At 51.4% G+C, this 14,619-nt stretch carries 14 protein-coding genes; 7 read left to right on the forward strand and 7 right to left on the reverse strand.

Annotated elements, in window-relative coordinates; translation table 11 throughout:
* Positions 1-38 precede the first annotated feature (38 nt).
* The 4 genes from FA91_RS12850 to FA91_RS12865 form a co-directional block, all read right to left on the reverse strand.
* Complete coding sequence (locus FA91_RS12850) at positions 39-1,115, reverse strand: DUF1176 domain-containing protein (protein ID WP_034916286.1); 1,077 nt, start codon at positions 1,113-1,115, stop codon at positions 39-41.
* Positions 1,116-1,578: 463 nt separating this feature from the next.
* Positions 1,579-2,157, reverse strand: coding sequence for a GDP-mannose pyrophosphatase NudK (gene nudK / locus FA91_RS12855; RefSeq protein WP_034916288.1), 579 nt, complete (start codon positions 2,155-2,157; stop codon positions 1,579-1,581).
* Positions 2,158-2,292: 135 nt separating this feature from the next.
* Positions 2,293-3,762 (reverse strand): L-asparagine permease, encoded by a 1,470-nt coding sequence (gene ansP / locus FA91_RS12860; RefSeq protein ID WP_034916290.1) that lies wholly within the window; start codon positions 3,760-3,762, stop codon positions 2,293-2,295.
* 295 nt (positions 3,763-4,057) lie between these two features.
* Positions 4,058-4,333 (reverse strand): YdgH/BhsA/McbA-like domain containing protein, encoded by a 276-nt coding sequence (locus FA91_RS12865; RefSeq protein ID WP_034916292.1) that lies wholly within the window; start codon positions 4,331-4,333, stop codon positions 4,058-4,060.
* Between the two features lie 345 nt (positions 4,334-4,678).
* Here FA91_RS12865 and narQ point away from each other — a divergent pair, with 345 nt between their 5' ends.
* The 7 genes from narQ to FA91_RS12900 all read left to right on the forward strand — a co-directional run bounded on the left by narQ (position 4,679) and on the right by FA91_RS12900 (position 12,518).
* Entirely contained in the window at positions 4,679-6,352 is a 1,674-nt protein-coding gene (gene narQ / locus FA91_RS12870) for a nitrate/nitrite two-component system sensor histidine kinase NarQ (RefSeq protein WP_231566769.1), read from the forward strand.
* A gap of 192 nt (positions 6,353-6,544) precedes the next feature.
* Positions 6,545-9,649, forward strand: a complete 3,105-nt coding sequence (acrD, locus tag FA91_RS12875; protein WP_034916294.1) for a multidrug efflux RND transporter permease AcrD — start codon at positions 6,545-6,547, stop codon at positions 9,647-9,649.
* Between the two features lie 191 nt (positions 9,650-9,840).
* Entirely contained in the window at positions 9,841-10,308 is a 468-nt protein-coding gene (locus tag FA91_RS12880; RefSeq protein WP_034916296.1) for a type VI secretion system tube protein Hcp, read from the forward strand.
* A gap of 27 nt (positions 10,309-10,335) precedes the next feature.
* A complete protein-coding gene (locus tag FA91_RS12885; protein WP_034916298.1) occupies positions 10,336-10,947 on the forward strand; it encodes a peptidoglycan recognition family protein in 612 nt (203 codons plus the stop codon).
* Positions 10,941-11,369 (forward strand): hypothetical protein, encoded by a 429-nt coding sequence (locus tag FA91_RS12890; protein WP_034916300.1) that lies wholly within the window; start codon positions 10,941-10,943, stop codon positions 11,367-11,369. The genes FA91_RS12885 and FA91_RS12890 overlap by 7 nt, the downstream gene beginning before the upstream one ends.
* A 112-nt stretch (positions 11,370-11,481) precedes the next feature.
* Positions 11,482-12,084, forward strand: coding sequence for a peptidoglycan recognition family protein (locus tag FA91_RS12895; protein ID WP_034916302.1), 603 nt, complete (start codon positions 11,482-11,484; stop codon positions 12,082-12,084).
* Entirely contained in the window at positions 12,078-12,518 is a 441-nt protein-coding gene (locus tag FA91_RS12900) for a hypothetical protein (protein WP_034916304.1), read from the forward strand. The genes FA91_RS12895 and FA91_RS12900 overlap by 7 nt, the downstream gene beginning before the upstream one ends.
* Before the next feature lie 206 nt (positions 12,519-12,724).
* On the opposite strand, the gene ypfM is transcribed toward FA91_RS12900, so the two are convergent.
* The 3 genes from ypfM to FA91_RS12910 form a co-directional block, all read right to left on the reverse strand.
* Positions 12,725-12,787 carry a protein YpfM gene (gene ypfM / locus FA91_RS21460; protein WP_152601344.1) on the reverse strand — a complete coding sequence of 21 codons (63 nt, stop codon included), beginning with the start codon at positions 12,785-12,787 and terminating at the stop codon, positions 12,725-12,727.
* Positions 12,788-13,076: 289 nt separating this feature from the next.
* Positions 13,077-13,271: a hypothetical protein gene (locus tag FA91_RS12905; RefSeq protein WP_034916306.1), complete on the reverse strand. Its 195-nt coding sequence runs from the start codon at positions 13,269-13,271 to the stop codon at positions 13,077-13,079.
* A 131-nt stretch (positions 13,272-13,402) separates the two neighbouring features.
* The gene (locus tag FA91_RS12910) at positions 13,403-14,290 is read right to left on the reverse strand and encodes a MurR/RpiR family transcriptional regulator (RefSeq protein WP_034916308.1); all 888 of its coding nucleotides are present in this window, start codon (positions 14,288-14,290) and stop codon (positions 13,403-13,405) included.
* Between the last annotated feature and the right edge of the window lie 329 nt (positions 14,291-14,619).

A 14,619-nucleotide genomic window follows, 5' to 3' on the forward strand; every position in this document is an offset into this window, starting at 1 on the left:
ACAAAAAAACCGCCCTTCGGAACGTTGGGCGGTTTTTTTTATGGCGTCATTTCCACGTCGCCTGCTGGCGCATTTTTGCTGGTCCACAGCGTCGGCCAGTCATCACTGCCGTGCCAGGCGTCGCAGGTGCTCTCTTCCGCATACTCGGCCAGCACAAACTCACGTCCGTTATATTGCCAGCGAGAAGCCACCCCGCAGTCGCCCAAACCACGACCTTTGCCAAACGTCACCAGTTCCCCGCGATCGGGATCAAAGCGTGCATTGATCAGTTCCAACTGTTTTTCAGTCTGACGCGGCGGTGTGAACGGCAGCGTCAACGTAATGCCTTTCGCGACATAAGGCTGCGCACGCGTGACTTCGTAAGCAAGGGAGATCACGTTATAGGCGCCCATTTCACAACTCACCAACAGCAGGGCTTTTTCATCCGTAAGCGGCGACACGCTGACTTCTCTGCGCTGAGGGTCCAGCGAGCACTCATCGGTATCGATGCGCCAGGTGCCGAAATCAATCAGTCCCGTGGTTTCGTCCCGCGTCAGCGCCAACGGTGGACGTCGCGCAGGCGTGACTTCGGGCGCGACAGGCTCATCGGGGATTGGGATCTCAGGGCCGCGCTTTATCCAGGCGCTGGTGCTGTTCACTCTTCCCTGGACGTCATCCATTAATAATAATGCCGCCTTCAGCCCGCGCAGAGAGATGGTTGCGCCACGACGATACAGCAGTTGAATCGTGCCCGCCTCCATCACCTGCTGGAAAAACTCATCAATAGAGATGGTATGTGAGGTGGCAAAGTGGTGCGGCTCAACCGTCCAGTGCTTCAGATCCAGCCGCAGGCGCTTGCCGTCGAGCAGAAGATTATCTTTTAATGGCCCGCCCGTTAGCTCGCCGGAATAGCGGTTGCCATAATCAATCCGCAGCAGCGGACGATCGTTTACTCCCGCATGTCGACTGACCGTCATCACCAGACCATTTTCACCGGGTAAGTTGCGCGTCTCGCAATAGTTGAGGTTATTGCAGGTTATCTGCCAGTCGGAAAACGTCTTTTGTAGAGGCTCAGCGTGTCCCGACGCAGAAAACAGCAGCATAAAAATAAAACTGACTTTTATCCGATAAGGCATTTATAACGGGTATCCCAGATAATACGGCGCAATGAGCTTCTTTTGATGGTCGCTCATAACCCCTTTTTTTTCAATCCAATTGGCAAAATAACGCCGTAACGATCGTGCGTAAATTATTATAAATTGAGGTAATGCTTTAAAAACCATCCTCGCTTTTGATGAGGGCAATCTCAATCAGATTAGTCGGACAAGATGCAGGCTTAATGGCGGTACAGGCAATAGCGTCGCTGAAAAAACCTCTTTAAATTCTGTATATTGTGATTGATTTCACTTTTTTTATGAAATAAAAACCCGGGTTATTAATTTTTTGCAGACAACGTTCAACCGGCCTTATTTGAGACTGATTAATTAATTAGTTCTGGAGCGTTCAGGAATCATCAGCGATTATTAAAAAGTCGGCATCTTAATTATTTACCGTGCACGACTTTTTAATTTTTTAAGAGTTTGTGTTAAGCAAATTACGTTAAGGGTGCAGCCAGCCTTCAATCAGCGCATGTTGCAGCAACATAACGGTTTTGGCATCCTTGATTTTACCCTGTTTGACCATCGCCCACGCCTGGGGAAATGTCACTTCGATGACATCGATATCCTCATCCTCTACGCCGCCGCCTGCGTTGGCGCGTAACGCGTCGTGGTATTCCGCAGCAAAAAAATGCAGAAGTTCCGTCACGCCGCCTGGCGACATATACATTTCAAAAATTTTCTCAACCTCTCCGACCTCGTAGCCGGTCTCTTCAACGGCCTCTTTACGGATGCAGTCTTCCGGCGTGTCGTTGTCCAGCAGGCCGGCGCAGGTTTCAATCAAAAACCCGCTTTCATTACCGTTTACCCAGGTCGCGATGCGGAACTGGCGCGTGAGAATGACGCTGTTTTTTTCGCGGTTGTAGAGCAGGATAGTGGCGCCGTTGCCGCGATCGTATACTTCACGCTTGTGGCGCAGCGTTGAGCCGTCGCGGGTGGTGAGATCGTACGTAAAGTTGCGCAGGACGAACCAGTTTTCAGAGAGGATTTTATTTTTAACGACGGTAATTTTGTCCGACATACAGGCTCCAATGCATAATAACTGGTTTGCCATGATAAAAGCAGGCGAGCGGGAAAACTATCTGAATCTCAATGCTTTTCTGAAGGCAAAAAAAAGCGGCTCATTACTGAACCGCCTTCAAAACAATTATTCATCCTATTCAGGCAATTCGCTTTTAACCTGCTGATGTTCCGTTTCCGCCACGGTGGCAACCCGCTTGCGGACGCCGAACCAACCAAGGATCAGCAAAAGAGCAATAAGCGGCACAGCGGCAATGGTGTATGTTCCGTTCGGATAATCGAACGCCATCAGTACCAGCACGCTGGCAAGGAACAACAGCGTCAGCCACGAGGTGAAAGGCGCGCCGGGCAGCTTAAAGCTGACGTCCTCCGCTTTACCTTCCTTAATCGCTTTACGTAAGCGCATCTGGCAAACCACGATGAACGCCCACGAAGAGATAATGCCCAGCGAGGCGACGTTCAGCACGATCTCAAAGACGCGTGACGGCACGATGTAGTTCAGGTAAACGCCAATGATATAGACGCCAATGGTGACCAGAATGCCCATGTAAGGCACCTGCTGACCGCTCATTTTCGACATGAACTTCGGCGCGGAGCCCCCCATTGACATGGATCGCAGGATGCGGCCAGTCGAATAGAGTCCGGAGTTGAGGCTGGAAAGCGCCGCGCTCAGCACCACGATATTCATAATGCTGCCCACATAAGGCACGCCCAGTTTGGAGAAGAACGTCACGAATGGACTCTGCCCCGCCTGATACGCGTTCCACGGCAGCAGCAACACCAGCAGCACTACCGATCCGACGTAGAACAATCCAATACGCCAGATAACGCTGTTAATGGCTTTTGGCAGCATGGTTTTGGGATCTTTACATTCACCGGCTGCGGTGCCGACCAGTTCAATCGAGGCAAACGCAAATACCACGCCCTGCACCAGAACCAGCGCAGGCAGCAGACCGTGCGGGAAGAAGCCGCCGTTATCGCTGATAAGATGGAAGCCCGTCGCGTTACCGTCCAGCGGCTTGCCGCTGCCAAGGAAAACCACGCCGACAACGAGGAAAATTGCGATAGCCAGCACTTTGATCAGTGCAAACCAGAACTCCATTTCGGCAAACCACTTTACGCCGATCATGTTCATGGTGCCGACAATCGCCAGCGCGCCAAGGGCGAACACCCACTGCGGCACGTCACCAAACGCGCCCCAGTAGTGCATATACAGCGCCACGGCGGTGATATCGACAATACCGGTCATCGCCCAGTTAACAAAATACATCCAACCCGCGACGTAAGATGCTTTCTCACCGAGAAACTCACGGGCGTAGGACACAAAGCTGCCGCTGGAAGGACGGTGAAGAACCAGTTCGCCCAGCGCCCGCAGAATGAAGAAAGAGAAAATTCCGCATACCAGATAGACAATAGCCAACGCCGGCCCGGCTACCTGCAAGCGGGCACCTGCCCCAAGAAACAAACCCGTTCCTATTGCGCCGCCGATGGCAATCATCTGAACGTGACGATTATCCATCGCTTTGTGATAGCCGGAGTCGTGAGAATTTAACCAGCGTCTTCTGGCGGCACGTTTCTCCGCCCCTGTCTTTTTGTCAGCCTTCATTATCTGTCCTGTTATCCTGTCCAAACTGATAGTCAGTGCAGCACGCCGCACTGACTAAACGATTGCGCAGCAGAGCGTAGATGCCCCGCGCAACGCCGCTGTTTCTCTATTTATTGTTTAACGCATCAGGAAAAATTGCGGCGATGAATCCTAACCGTTCTCTAAAGCCGACGCAAAAATTCTGTTGGGATAATCATAACGTTGGGATGCAGGCATAAAAAAACCGACCGCAAAGGGCGGTCGGTCCGGTAAAATTACACAAAACTACACAGGGATGGTAAGGGTAAACAAGGGATTAGCGGTAGATCTCCGCAGTACCACTCCACAGGCTTGAATCGCCGGGGGTTTCAGCGCGGATAATGCGATAGTGGCTTGCGCCCATCTCTTCGGCCTTGGCTTTAAGCTGGCGGTTTGCATCGTCAAGCGAGCCGTTTACATTGCTGATGGTCACTGTTCCTGCCGCCTGAAGGTTTTGGCTCTGATCCTGATCGACCTGAGTGGCAGCCAGTGCGGAGAAAGAGGTTGCGGCCAGTACGGCAGCGGCAAAAAGCGCAGGTAATTTCATATTCATAATCATTCCTCGTCGCAGATGATTCGTTACGGAATTAATTATGAGCGATGCAATGAAAATCAGTGTCGACACAGCGTAAAGGCGTTAAGAGATTGTGAAAGAAGTGCAAGTCAGGAAAAAGAAGTGTCAATAATAGTTACATTTAGTTAACTATGTATCTGAATGTAAAGAAGAAAAAAGCACATTTTGTTAACGCAGCCACTATAACGAAACAAATGACTGAGAACAAGTGAGGCCGCGCACGTTTTATCGTATTGCGGAATCTGCCTTCCACTATTACGTCAGATCAGAAACTTAGCCTGCGTTTGGCGATATACTTGCTGCCATTATGCAAGGAATATCATTATGCTAAAACGCTCTGTGACCGGCAGTCTGGCGCGCGCGCTTTTTTCAATTGCCCTGCTTTCCGTGTTCTCAACGGGGCTGGCGCTGCTCACGCTTTCCGCCAGCCTGCGCGACGCCGAGGCGGTAAACATTGCCGGCTCGCTGCGTATGCAGAGCTACCGGCTGGTATGGGACGCCACCCACGATCCCGCAGGCCTGAGCCGCGACATCAGTCACTATCAGCAGTCCCTGGATGCGCCTGCCCTGAGCAAGCTCGACCGTCGTTACGTTCCCGCCAGCGTCCGCGACCGCTATCATGAGCTGCTTCAGTCGTGGCAGCGGCTTCAGCCCGATCTTCTGGCCGGAAAAACGCAGCATTATCAGCAGCATGTTTCGCATTACGTCGCGCAGATCGACAGTTTTGTGCTTTCTCTGCAACGCTGGGCGGAACTGAAAATGAAGATGGTTGCCGTGAGCAGCCTGTTGGGTTTTATGGCCATCATTGCGCTGGTGATGTGGACGCTGCGCTCGGTACGCCGCCAGGTGGTGATGCCGCTGAATCAGTTGGTGACTGCCAGTCAACAGATCGAGCAGGCACAGTTTTCCCACTCGCCGCTGGATACGCAGCTGGAAAACGAACTGGGCGTGCTGGCACGCGCTTTTACCAAAATGTCTCAGGAGCTTGAAAAACACTATCACTACCTGGAAGACGCAGTAAAAGAGAAAACGCGCGACCTGCGCCAGGCCAATCGTCGCCTGACGCTGTTGTACCGCTGCTCGGAAACGCTGAGCAGCCATTTTAACAGCGCCACAGCGCTCTCTCAGGTGCTGGAGCTGGTGCTCACGCGCGAGGGGCTGCGCTGCATTACCCTCGCCGCATCGCCTGAACGAGAGCTTACCGCAGGCACGCCAGACGAGACGCTGTCATGGCAAAGTATGCCGCTGGATGCCGCAGTGATTAAAGGAGGCGAGCTTCGCTGGCAGGCGCAGCACAGCGAAGCGCAACTGATGCAGGGACTGGCCTCTATGCTCTCCCGCGCGCTGGAACTGGAGCAGGCGCAACGGCAGGTTCAGCATCTGCTGCTGATGGAAGAGCGCGCCACCATTGCCCGCGAACTGCATGATTCGCTGGCGCAGTCGCTGGCCTATTTGCGCATCCAGCTTGCGCGTCTGAAGCGTGTGGTGGATGACAACGCCGGGCCGGCAAAGGCAATCGTCGGCGAGATCGATGAGGCGCTGAGCGAGGCAAACCGCCAGCTACGGGAACTGCTCACCACGTTTCGTCTCTCCATTGAACCCGCCGATCTCTCTACCGCGCTTCAGCAGGCGATTGCGCCGCTGCGTAAGCAAACCCGCGCCATCATCCTGCTCGAAGGCGAACCGGTTGACCCGCATCTGGCGTCGCAAAATCAGGTACACGTGCTGCAAATCGTGCGTGAAGCGTTGCTTAACGCCATTCGCCACGCTGACGCGTCGGAAATTCGCATCCGCTGTGAGCGTAATGCAGACAACAGTGCGACTATCGAAATCATTGATAACGGGCGCGGCATCACGCAACCCGACAGCCCACCGGGCCATTATGGCTTAACCATTATGCGCGAACGCGCCGCCAGCCTGGAAGGTCATCTGACTATCCGCGCGGTGGATGGCGGGGGCACTTCAGTATTGCTTCACTATCCTCTCAGGTGCGACTGAGGGCCCGCTATTCACCGGGGCGGCAGCATGATATTTTACATATTCTCCTCAATTTCTTCACGATTCCCTGCTGGCTGACGCGTAAAGTTGAGGCGAGATCTAAAACACGCCGATGGTGATTATTCGCACCAAAGATCGGATGGAATGCGGCCGACGCAGAAACCCTGAAAACAAACCTGGAGTTTACGTTCAATGGCGAATTTTTTTATCGATCGCCCGATTTTTGCGTGGGTCATCGCCATCCTGCTTTGCCTGACCGGCACGTTGGCTATTTTTTCCCTTCCCGTTGAGCAATATCCCAGCCTTGCACCACCAAACGTACGCATCACCGCCAACTATCCGGGCGCGTCGGCCAAAACGCTGGAAAACACAGTCACCCAGGTGATTGAACAGAATATGACCGGGATCGACAACATGATGTACATGTCCTCCCAGAGCAGCAACACCGGGCAGGCCACGATCACGCTGACTTTTCTGGCGGGCACCGATCCCAACGAAGCCAGACAGCAGGTACAAAATCAGCTTCAGACCGCGCTGCGAAAGCTCCCCCAGGCCGTGCAGTCGCAGGGTGTGACGGTCACCAAAACCGGCGACACAAATATTTTGATGGTGGCATTCGTTTCCACCGATGGCAGCATGAATAAACAGGATATCGCTGACTATGTCGCCAGTAACGTGCAGGACCCGCTCAGCCGAATCGAAGGCGTCGGCCAGGTAGATGCTTACGGTTCACAGTACGCCATGCGTATCTGGCTCGATCCGAACAAAATGATTAATTATGCGCTGACCACTTCGGACGTGGTCAGCGCGATTGAGTCGCAAAACAGCCAGGTGGCAGTCGGACAGCTGGGCGGCCTGCCCTCCGTTGATACGCAGGCGCTGAATGCCACCATCAATTCTCAGTCGCTGCTGACGACGCCAGAGCAGTTTAAAAATATCACGCTGCGCGTTAACAAAGACGGCTCAGAGGTCAAACTGGGCGACGTCGCTGACGTGGCGCTGGGCGCGGAGAAGTACGATTTTCTCAGCCAGTATAACGGCCAGGCCGCCTCAGGGCTGGGCATTAAACTGGCATCCGGCGCCAACGAACTCGATACCGATAAGCTGGTGCGTGCTCGCATCGACGAGCTTTCCCACTACTTCCCACAGGGGCTGAAGGCGGAAATCGCCTTTGAAACCACCCCGTTCGTCACGGCGTCCATTGAGGACGTGGTGAAAACGCTGGTGGAAGCGGTGATCCTGGTTTTCGTGGTGATGTACCTGTTTCTGCAAAATTTCCGCGCAACGCTTATTCCAACTATTGCCGTACCGGTAGTACTGCTCGGCACCTTCACCATTCTCTCCGCCTGCGGTTTTAGCATTAACACGCTGACGATGTTCGCCATGGTGCTGGCCATCGGTTTGCTGGTGGATGATGCCATCGTTGTCGTTGAAAACGTGGAGCGCATCATGAGCGAAGAGGGACTGTCGCCTAAAGACGCCACGCGTAAATCGATGGGGCAGATTCAGGGCGCGCTGGTCGGTATTGCGCTGGTGTTGTCAGCGGTGTTCGTGCCGATGGCATTTTTTGGCGGCACCACCGGCGCAATCTATCGCCAGTTCTCTATTACTATCGTATCGGCGATGGTGCTGTCAGTGCTGGTGGCGATGATCCTGACCCCTGCCCTCTGCGCCACGCTGCTGAAACCAACGGGCCAGCACCATGAACGCCGCGGCTTCTTCGGCTGGTTTAACCGCACCTTCAATAAGAACGCGGCGCGCTATGAGCGCGGCGTAGGAAAAATACTCGCCAAAGCGGGCCGCTGGCTGGTGCTTTACGTAGCGCTTATTGCGGGGATGGCCCTTCTTTTTATCCATCTGCCCACGTCGTTTTTACCGCTGGAAGATCGCGGCATATTTATGACGCAGGTACAACTGCCGCCTGGCTCCACGCTTCAGCAAACCAATCGCGTGGTGAACAAGGTGGAGCAGTATTATCTGACGAAAGAAAAAGAGAATGTGCTGTCGGTGTTTTCAACCATCGGTTCCGGGCCGGGCGGCAACGGTCAGAACGTGGCACGCATGTTTATCCGTTTGAAAGACTGGCAGTCGCGCGACAGCGCAGAACGTAGCTCATTTGCCATTATCGAACGCGCCACGAAAGCGTTCCGCCAGATCAGGGAGGCGCGAGTGATCGCCAGCAGTCCGCCCGCCATTACCGGCATGGGCAACTCGGCGGGTTTTGATATGTACTTACAGGACCATGCCGGCGCAGGCCATGACGCGCTGATGGCGGCGAGGGACAAGCTGCTGACGGCGGCGGAAGGCGATGCGACGCTGGCGCGCGTTCGCCACAACGGTCTGGACGACACGCCGCAGCTACGTATCAACATCGATCAGCGCAAAGCCCAGGCGCTGGGCGTGTCGATCGATGATATTAACAACACGCTTCAGACCGGCTGGGGATCAACCTATGTGAACGATTTCCTCGATCGCGGTCGCGTGAAGAAGGTTTACGTTCAGGCGGCCGCGCCGTTCCGCATGCTGCCGGACGATATTAACAAATGGTACGTGCGCAACAGCAGCGGCGGAATGGTGCCGTTTACCGCCTTTGCCACCTCCTCATGGGAAACGGGTTCGCCGCGCCTCGAACGCTATAACGGCTATTCATCCGTAGAGATCGTCGGCGAAGCCGCAACCGGCATCAGTACCGGCACCGCCATGACGGAAATGGAAAAAATTGTCAGTCAGTTACCCGGCAGCTTCGGATTGGAATGGACGGGCGCGTCATGGCAGGAGCGGCTAACCGGTTCGCAGGCGCCCGCCCTGTATGCGCTGTCACTGCTGGTGGTGTTTCTCTGTCTGGCCGCGCTGTATGAAAGCTGGTCAGTACCCTTCTCAGTGATGCTGGTGGTGCCGCTCGGGGTAGTGGGTGCGCTGGTGGCGACCTGGCTGCGCGGGCTGGAAAACGATGTCTACTTTCAGGTGGGGCTGCTCACCGTGATCGGACTGTCGGCCAAAAACGCAATTTTGATTGTTGAATTCGCCAACGAGATGAACGGCAAAGGCCGCGATCTGATCGAAGCCACGCTGGAAGCCTCACGGCAGCGGCTGAGGCCGATCCTGATGACCTCGCTGGCGTTTATATTTGGCGTGCTGCCGATGGTAATCAGCAACGGTGCAGGTTCTGGCAGCCAGCACGCGGTGGGCACGGGCGTGATGGGCGGAATGATCTCCGCCACGCTGCTGGCGATCTTCTTTGTACCGCTGTTCTTTGTGCTGGTACGGCAGCGATTTCCGCTCAAAACATCCGAATAACTGACTAAATTAAAGCTACCGCAACAAAGCATATCTTTTTATCGCCTGCGGTAGCACATCGGATCATATATGTGATCCCGCGGGCAGAACGGTTGGCAAAGATCCCTTTTAATGTGCCAGACGCGTTTACCAATGGTAACAGCGCAGGGATTCAGGACTTTTTTTAGCAATGATGCTAACAGGGAAGAAGTATGACACAGGACAGTTTTATCAAACTAAATGGAATTCATGGCAACTCTCAGGACGAAAGACATAAAGGCGCGATTGACATGCTCTGGTGGCGCTGGGGAGTACACAATTCTTCAAAAAATGGCCATTGCGGAAGATTCACCGTTAACGACCTGGTCTTCGACCACTACACCGACACTGCCAGCCCTGCCCTCCTTCGATACTGCGCATCAGGTAAACATCTGTCTGAGGCGGTAATAACTTTACGGAAACCCGGCAATCCACCGCTGGAATATATTCGCATTGTGCTTCAGGATATTATTATTACCCGCGTTCACACTGTCTGTTATAACACCATGCGCGCTCCGCGAGAAAAAGTCGGCTTATCCTTTTCACAATTCAGACTGGATTACAGGCTGCATAATTCGGCGGGCCTGGCAGCGGGCACCGCCTCCATGGGATATGACATTAAAACCCGTCAAATGGTTTAAGCACACCAGACATAAAAAGGGAATGTTATGTTATACATAGATGAAAAGGGTCACGTTGATGCTGCCCGCATTATCGTTAAAATATTTAAAACGATAGAGCGAGGAAAGCTGGATAAGGTAAATGGTATCGTGGTGCATCAAACGGACAGCCCAACCGCCCGCAGTACCTTTAACAGTTATCAAAATGCAGGCGCCAACGGCGCGCATTTTCTTATCGATAAGGACGGCACGATTTATCAGACGGCGTCCCTGTTCCGGATTACCTGGCATGTGGGGAAAATTAAATCCCGCTGTTTCATGACCCAAAAATGTGATCCTGCTGAATTCAAAAGAGTAGCAGAATTGGAAAAGTCGTGGAAAAATAGTGATAAAATTTCAAAGTCAGAACATGCAAAAAATTTCCCCAATCGTTTTCCGATCAATAGTGACAGTGTAGGCATTGAAATTGTAGGTCAATCAATAACAATGGTAAAAGGGCAAGAACGTGTCTACGAAAGAGTGAACTCTTTCCAGAATGAAGCACTGCGATGGCTGATCCATGAATTGGCAGACACCCTTCAGGTTACGATGAATGAAATATATCGTCATCCAGAGACGTCCAGAAAAACTTCTACAGAAGCCAGTACAGCACAATGGTAATTAAAAAATTATTCATTTTTTTATATTTTAGCTCTTTATTTTTAAGTTATGCTCAATGTCGAACTGTAGAGCGTATCGATATCGAAGCGGCAGGCATACAATATGAAGGCCTCAACGCGAACGATGAAAAAGAGGGATGCCAGGAATTCAGACCCTCTGAAAAGCAGTTAATCCATTTTTTCAAGGTAGCCAGAGAATCTGAAGAATCCGGTTCCTTGCTACATGAGTATTATTCGCCTTGTATTTCTTATGGAACCCTATTATTTGATGATGGTTCCTTCGGAGAATGGACGATACAGTCAAGTGGGTTAGCATATGTGACGTTAAAAAATGGAAAAACATGGGTATTTTTCCATAAAGATAACCCCTGGAACGATCCTTTTGCCTGCACTTATGGATTAGACGATGAACCTGAATGCTAACGCTGGCAGCCTTTGCAGTTCTGAAAGGCATCAGGTATGGGGATATTACTTCTGAGAAGCCTACTCCCCGGTCAAAAGTATGTTTCCGTTATTAACATAAAAAGGGAATGTTATGTTATACATTGATGAAAATGGCCACGTTGATGCTGCCCGCATTATTGTTAAAATATTTAAAACGATAGAGCGAGGAAAGCTGGATAAGGTAAATGGTATCGTGGTGCATCAAACGGACAGCCCAACCGCCCGCAGTACCTTTAACAGTTATCAAAATGCAGGCGCCAACGGCGCGCATTTTCTTATCGATAAGGACGGCACGATTTATCAGACGGCGTCCCTGTTCCGGATTACCTGGCACGTGGGGAAAAGTCAATCCAGATGTTTTTTAACAAAAAAGTGTGATCCTGCTGAGTTTAAAAAGATGGCAGTGCTCGAAATGGATTGGAAAAACTTCACTAAAATATCAAGAATCGAGCAAGAAAAAACATTTCCTGATAGGTTCCCGATTAATAGCGACAGCATTGGTATAGAAATAGTTGGGAAAGCAGGGAAAGGCGACAATCCAGTTTTTGAACATGTCAATTCTCTACAAAATGATGCCTTACAGTGGCTAATTAATGAACTAGCTGATACATTACAAGTGCCTTTAAATGAAATCTACCGACACCCTGAAATAGCCAGAAAAAATATCACAGAGGCGAGCACAGCAAAATGGTAAAATTAAAAAAATCGCCGCCTACTTTTTTTCTTTTTTTATGTTTAATGTCAGGATTTATACATGCAAAAAATGTAAGACACCTTGATATAGCGCAGGACGAAATACATAATAAAGGACGAGATAATGATAAAGATAATGAGGAAATAATTTGCAAATTGTTCAAACCAAATATAGAACAAATATCGCGTTTTTTCAGACTGGCAAAACAATCACAAGACTTTGGCCCTCTTGAAGTTAAGTACTCCTCACCTTGCATAGCAACAGGCGCTGTTGTTTTTCAGGATGGATCGGCGGGGGAGTGGATGATATATTCCAGCGGTTTAGGGTATGTTTTTTTCAAAAGTAAAGAATTAATCGTTTTTTTCCACAAACATAACGAGTGGATCGATCCTTTTGCCTGCACTTATGGATTAGGCGATAAACCTGAATGCTAAAAGATAATTCATAAGTCAATGCGTTGATGCTGCCGCCTCAGGCGTAAACGTAACCGAACCGTGCAGAGGCAATAAAAAAGGGCCGCAACGTTGTTCGCTGCGGCCCTCTTAAAAACGTTATCCGGTTTTGCGAACCGGACGCGTTGTCTGTTCTGCGTTGGAAAGGCCGGTCGGTGGGTTCTCCGCCATTTTCCTTTATGAGGATGTTACTTACGAGTCAACATCGCTTCGATAAAGTCTTTCCAGTTCCCCAGTTCTAAGTCGATCATAGGCACCTCTCTGTTATAGTGGGTTCATTATAAGATTATTCTTAATGCATGAAAAGCGATCTTACCCATCTATACTATCGGCAAAGCCTCTTAAAACTGTAATTTGTGGTAAATCTCACAGTTCTTGCGTGATGATTTCTAAGGAAATTAGTAGCGGGATCAGGGTGAGGAAACAATGAAATGATGAAGTTTTTCGTGGTACTGCCAGCGGCTGTCTCTGAACCCGTTCAATTAACAGGGATTTTATCAGAACGTACTGTCGGGGGCGGGAAGCGCCCCCGTACAGACGTTATTTAAGCACGATGACTTTATCGTAACCGCCGCTTTCGCTGTCAATATGCGTTACGGCTTCCGGGTGATCGGCCAGAACCGCCTCAACAACCTGTTTAAAGTCTTCACAGCGGCTTTTTTTCTTCCGCATGATAATTACCATCGACTGAGTTTCCTCGACCGTGTGTGCGGAAGACGCTTTCATATAATTCATGCTCTGCCTCCTGACCCTCAGTGAATGCCATCACTCCCTGCTACCCGACAGGCGCCTCCTCCAATGTCTGTTCGCCTGAACAGTATCGAATATAGCTGAAACCCATAAAAAATGAAGGGGAACAGTTAACGCTACTTTCTGCCCACGGGTTTGAGCGTCCGGTAGAGACCCTGAACGCGTTTCAGTGACTTAACCGTGCGCGCTGAGGTGGCCGATGCGACCGAAAGAATAAGCATCTCGAGGCAGACCAGAACCGTACCGTGTAATGGCATACGGCCATTCTCTTCCCCGCGCGGCACATTAATGACCACGTCTGCCTCACGAGCGAAAAAAGAGTCGGTCGCATTAGTCAGCAGGACCACCGGCATACCCAGTCGCTTTGCCTCTCGCAGCGTAGCGGTGCCCTCGCGATGCGCTGACTTTTGCGCCATCATGATCAGCACGTCTCCGCGTTGAAGAGCGAGCAGCTGTTCTGCCAGAGACGCACCGGTTCGGTTAAGCGCCACGGCAGGCAATCCGATGCGGTTAAACAATCGCGCGCTGTACTCCGCTAAAACACCGGAGGCGTTGATGCCAAACAGCGCCACCTGGCGCGCCTCAAGCAGCAGGGTGACCGCAGTGGTAATAGCGGCGCGATTGGCCGGCGCGGAGAGCGCATCGCACGCGCGTCGGTGCCCCTGCAAAACAAAATCGATGCCCAGATTAGTATCGCTGGTCAACTCTTTCACCGTTGTGGTCATTTTGTCTTCGGAGGTCAACACCAGCCCAAACCAGGCATCAAGCGTTTTTTTTAAATCACGCAGTCCGGCGAATCCCAATGCCTGCACGGCGCGAATCACGGTGGCGTCAGATGTCTGCGTCGCGGCGGCGATTTCCATTGCGGTGCTCTCTATGACCAGCCGGCGATTTTCATGGATATAGCGCACAACTGACTGTAAACGCGGTGAAAGTGACGATGCGCGAACGCGATAACGCTCGCCTAAGATATCCACACGATTTTTGCTTTTACTGTCTGTCACGACGTTAGCATCTCCTCTGGCTTACCGCTTTCACGATGCAAGCTTGTAGCATTTCGGCCAGTCTGACGTTGCTGCCCATGAACGATACGGTGAAGTAAAAATCAGCAGACCTCCTCTTTCCCTTTGATTTATAACTTAAAAAATTGCAATAAAATCTCATATGATTTTTTTATCGTGAACCAAATTCTGTAGTGTAAGCATCATCTTTCATGTTTACTACTACATTGTGACATGTTTGAATGATTCTCAATTCCATCTGCTGCAACGTATCTTGCCGCCGCTGTGATGCGACGACACGGCTTTCGTCGTGCGTAAAAAAGAGAAAACAG

The organism is Erwinia sp. 9145 (genome assembly GCF_000745075.1).
GTDB classification, from domain to species: Bacteria; Pseudomonadota; Gammaproteobacteria; order Enterobacterales; family Enterobacteriaceae; genus Erwinia; species Erwinia oleae.

What these genes read in the sequence shown, in the direction of transcription:
- FA91_RS12850 (WP_034916286.1), bottom strand. Translation starts at nt 1,115, where the DNA reads ATGCCTTATCGGATAAAAGTCAGTTTTATTTTTATGCTGCTGTTTTCT.
- nudK (WP_034916288.1), bottom strand. Translation starts at nt 2,157, where the DNA reads ATGTCGGACAAAATTACCGTCGTTAAAAATAAAATCCTCTCTGAAAAC.
- ansP (WP_034916290.1), bottom strand. Translation starts at nt 3,762, where the DNA reads ATGAAGGCTGACAAAAAGACAGGGGCGGAGAAACGTGCCGCCAGAAGA.
- FA91_RS12865 (WP_034916292.1), bottom strand. Translation starts at nt 4,333, where the DNA reads ATGAATATGAAATTACCTGCGCTTTTTGCCGCTGCCGTACTGGCCGCA.
- narQ (WP_231566769.1), top strand. Translation starts at nt 4,679, where the DNA reads ATGCTAAAACGCTCTGTGACCGGCAGTCTGGCGCGCGCGCTTTTTTCA.
- acrD (WP_034916294.1), top strand. Translation starts at nt 6,545, where the DNA reads ATGGCGAATTTTTTTATCGATCGCCCGATTTTTGCGTGGGTCATCGCC.
- FA91_RS12880 (WP_034916296.1), top strand. Translation starts at nt 9,841, where the DNA reads ATGACACAGGACAGTTTTATCAAACTAAATGGAATTCATGGCAACTCT.
- FA91_RS12885 (WP_034916298.1), top strand. Translation starts at nt 10,336, where the DNA reads ATGTTATACATAGATGAAAAGGGTCACGTTGATGCTGCCCGCATTATC.
- FA91_RS12890 (WP_034916300.1), top strand. Translation starts at nt 10,941, where the DNA reads ATGGTAATTAAAAAATTATTCATTTTTTTATATTTTAGCTCTTTATTT.
- FA91_RS12895 (WP_034916302.1), top strand. Translation starts at nt 11,482, where the DNA reads ATGTTATACATTGATGAAAATGGCCACGTTGATGCTGCCCGCATTATT.
- FA91_RS12900 (WP_034916304.1), top strand. Translation starts at nt 12,078, where the DNA reads ATGGTAAAATTAAAAAAATCGCCGCCTACTTTTTTTCTTTTTTTATGT.
- FA91_RS12905 (WP_034916306.1), bottom strand. Translation starts at nt 13,271, where the DNA reads ATGAATTATATGAAAGCGTCTTCCGCACACACGGTCGAGGAAACTCAG.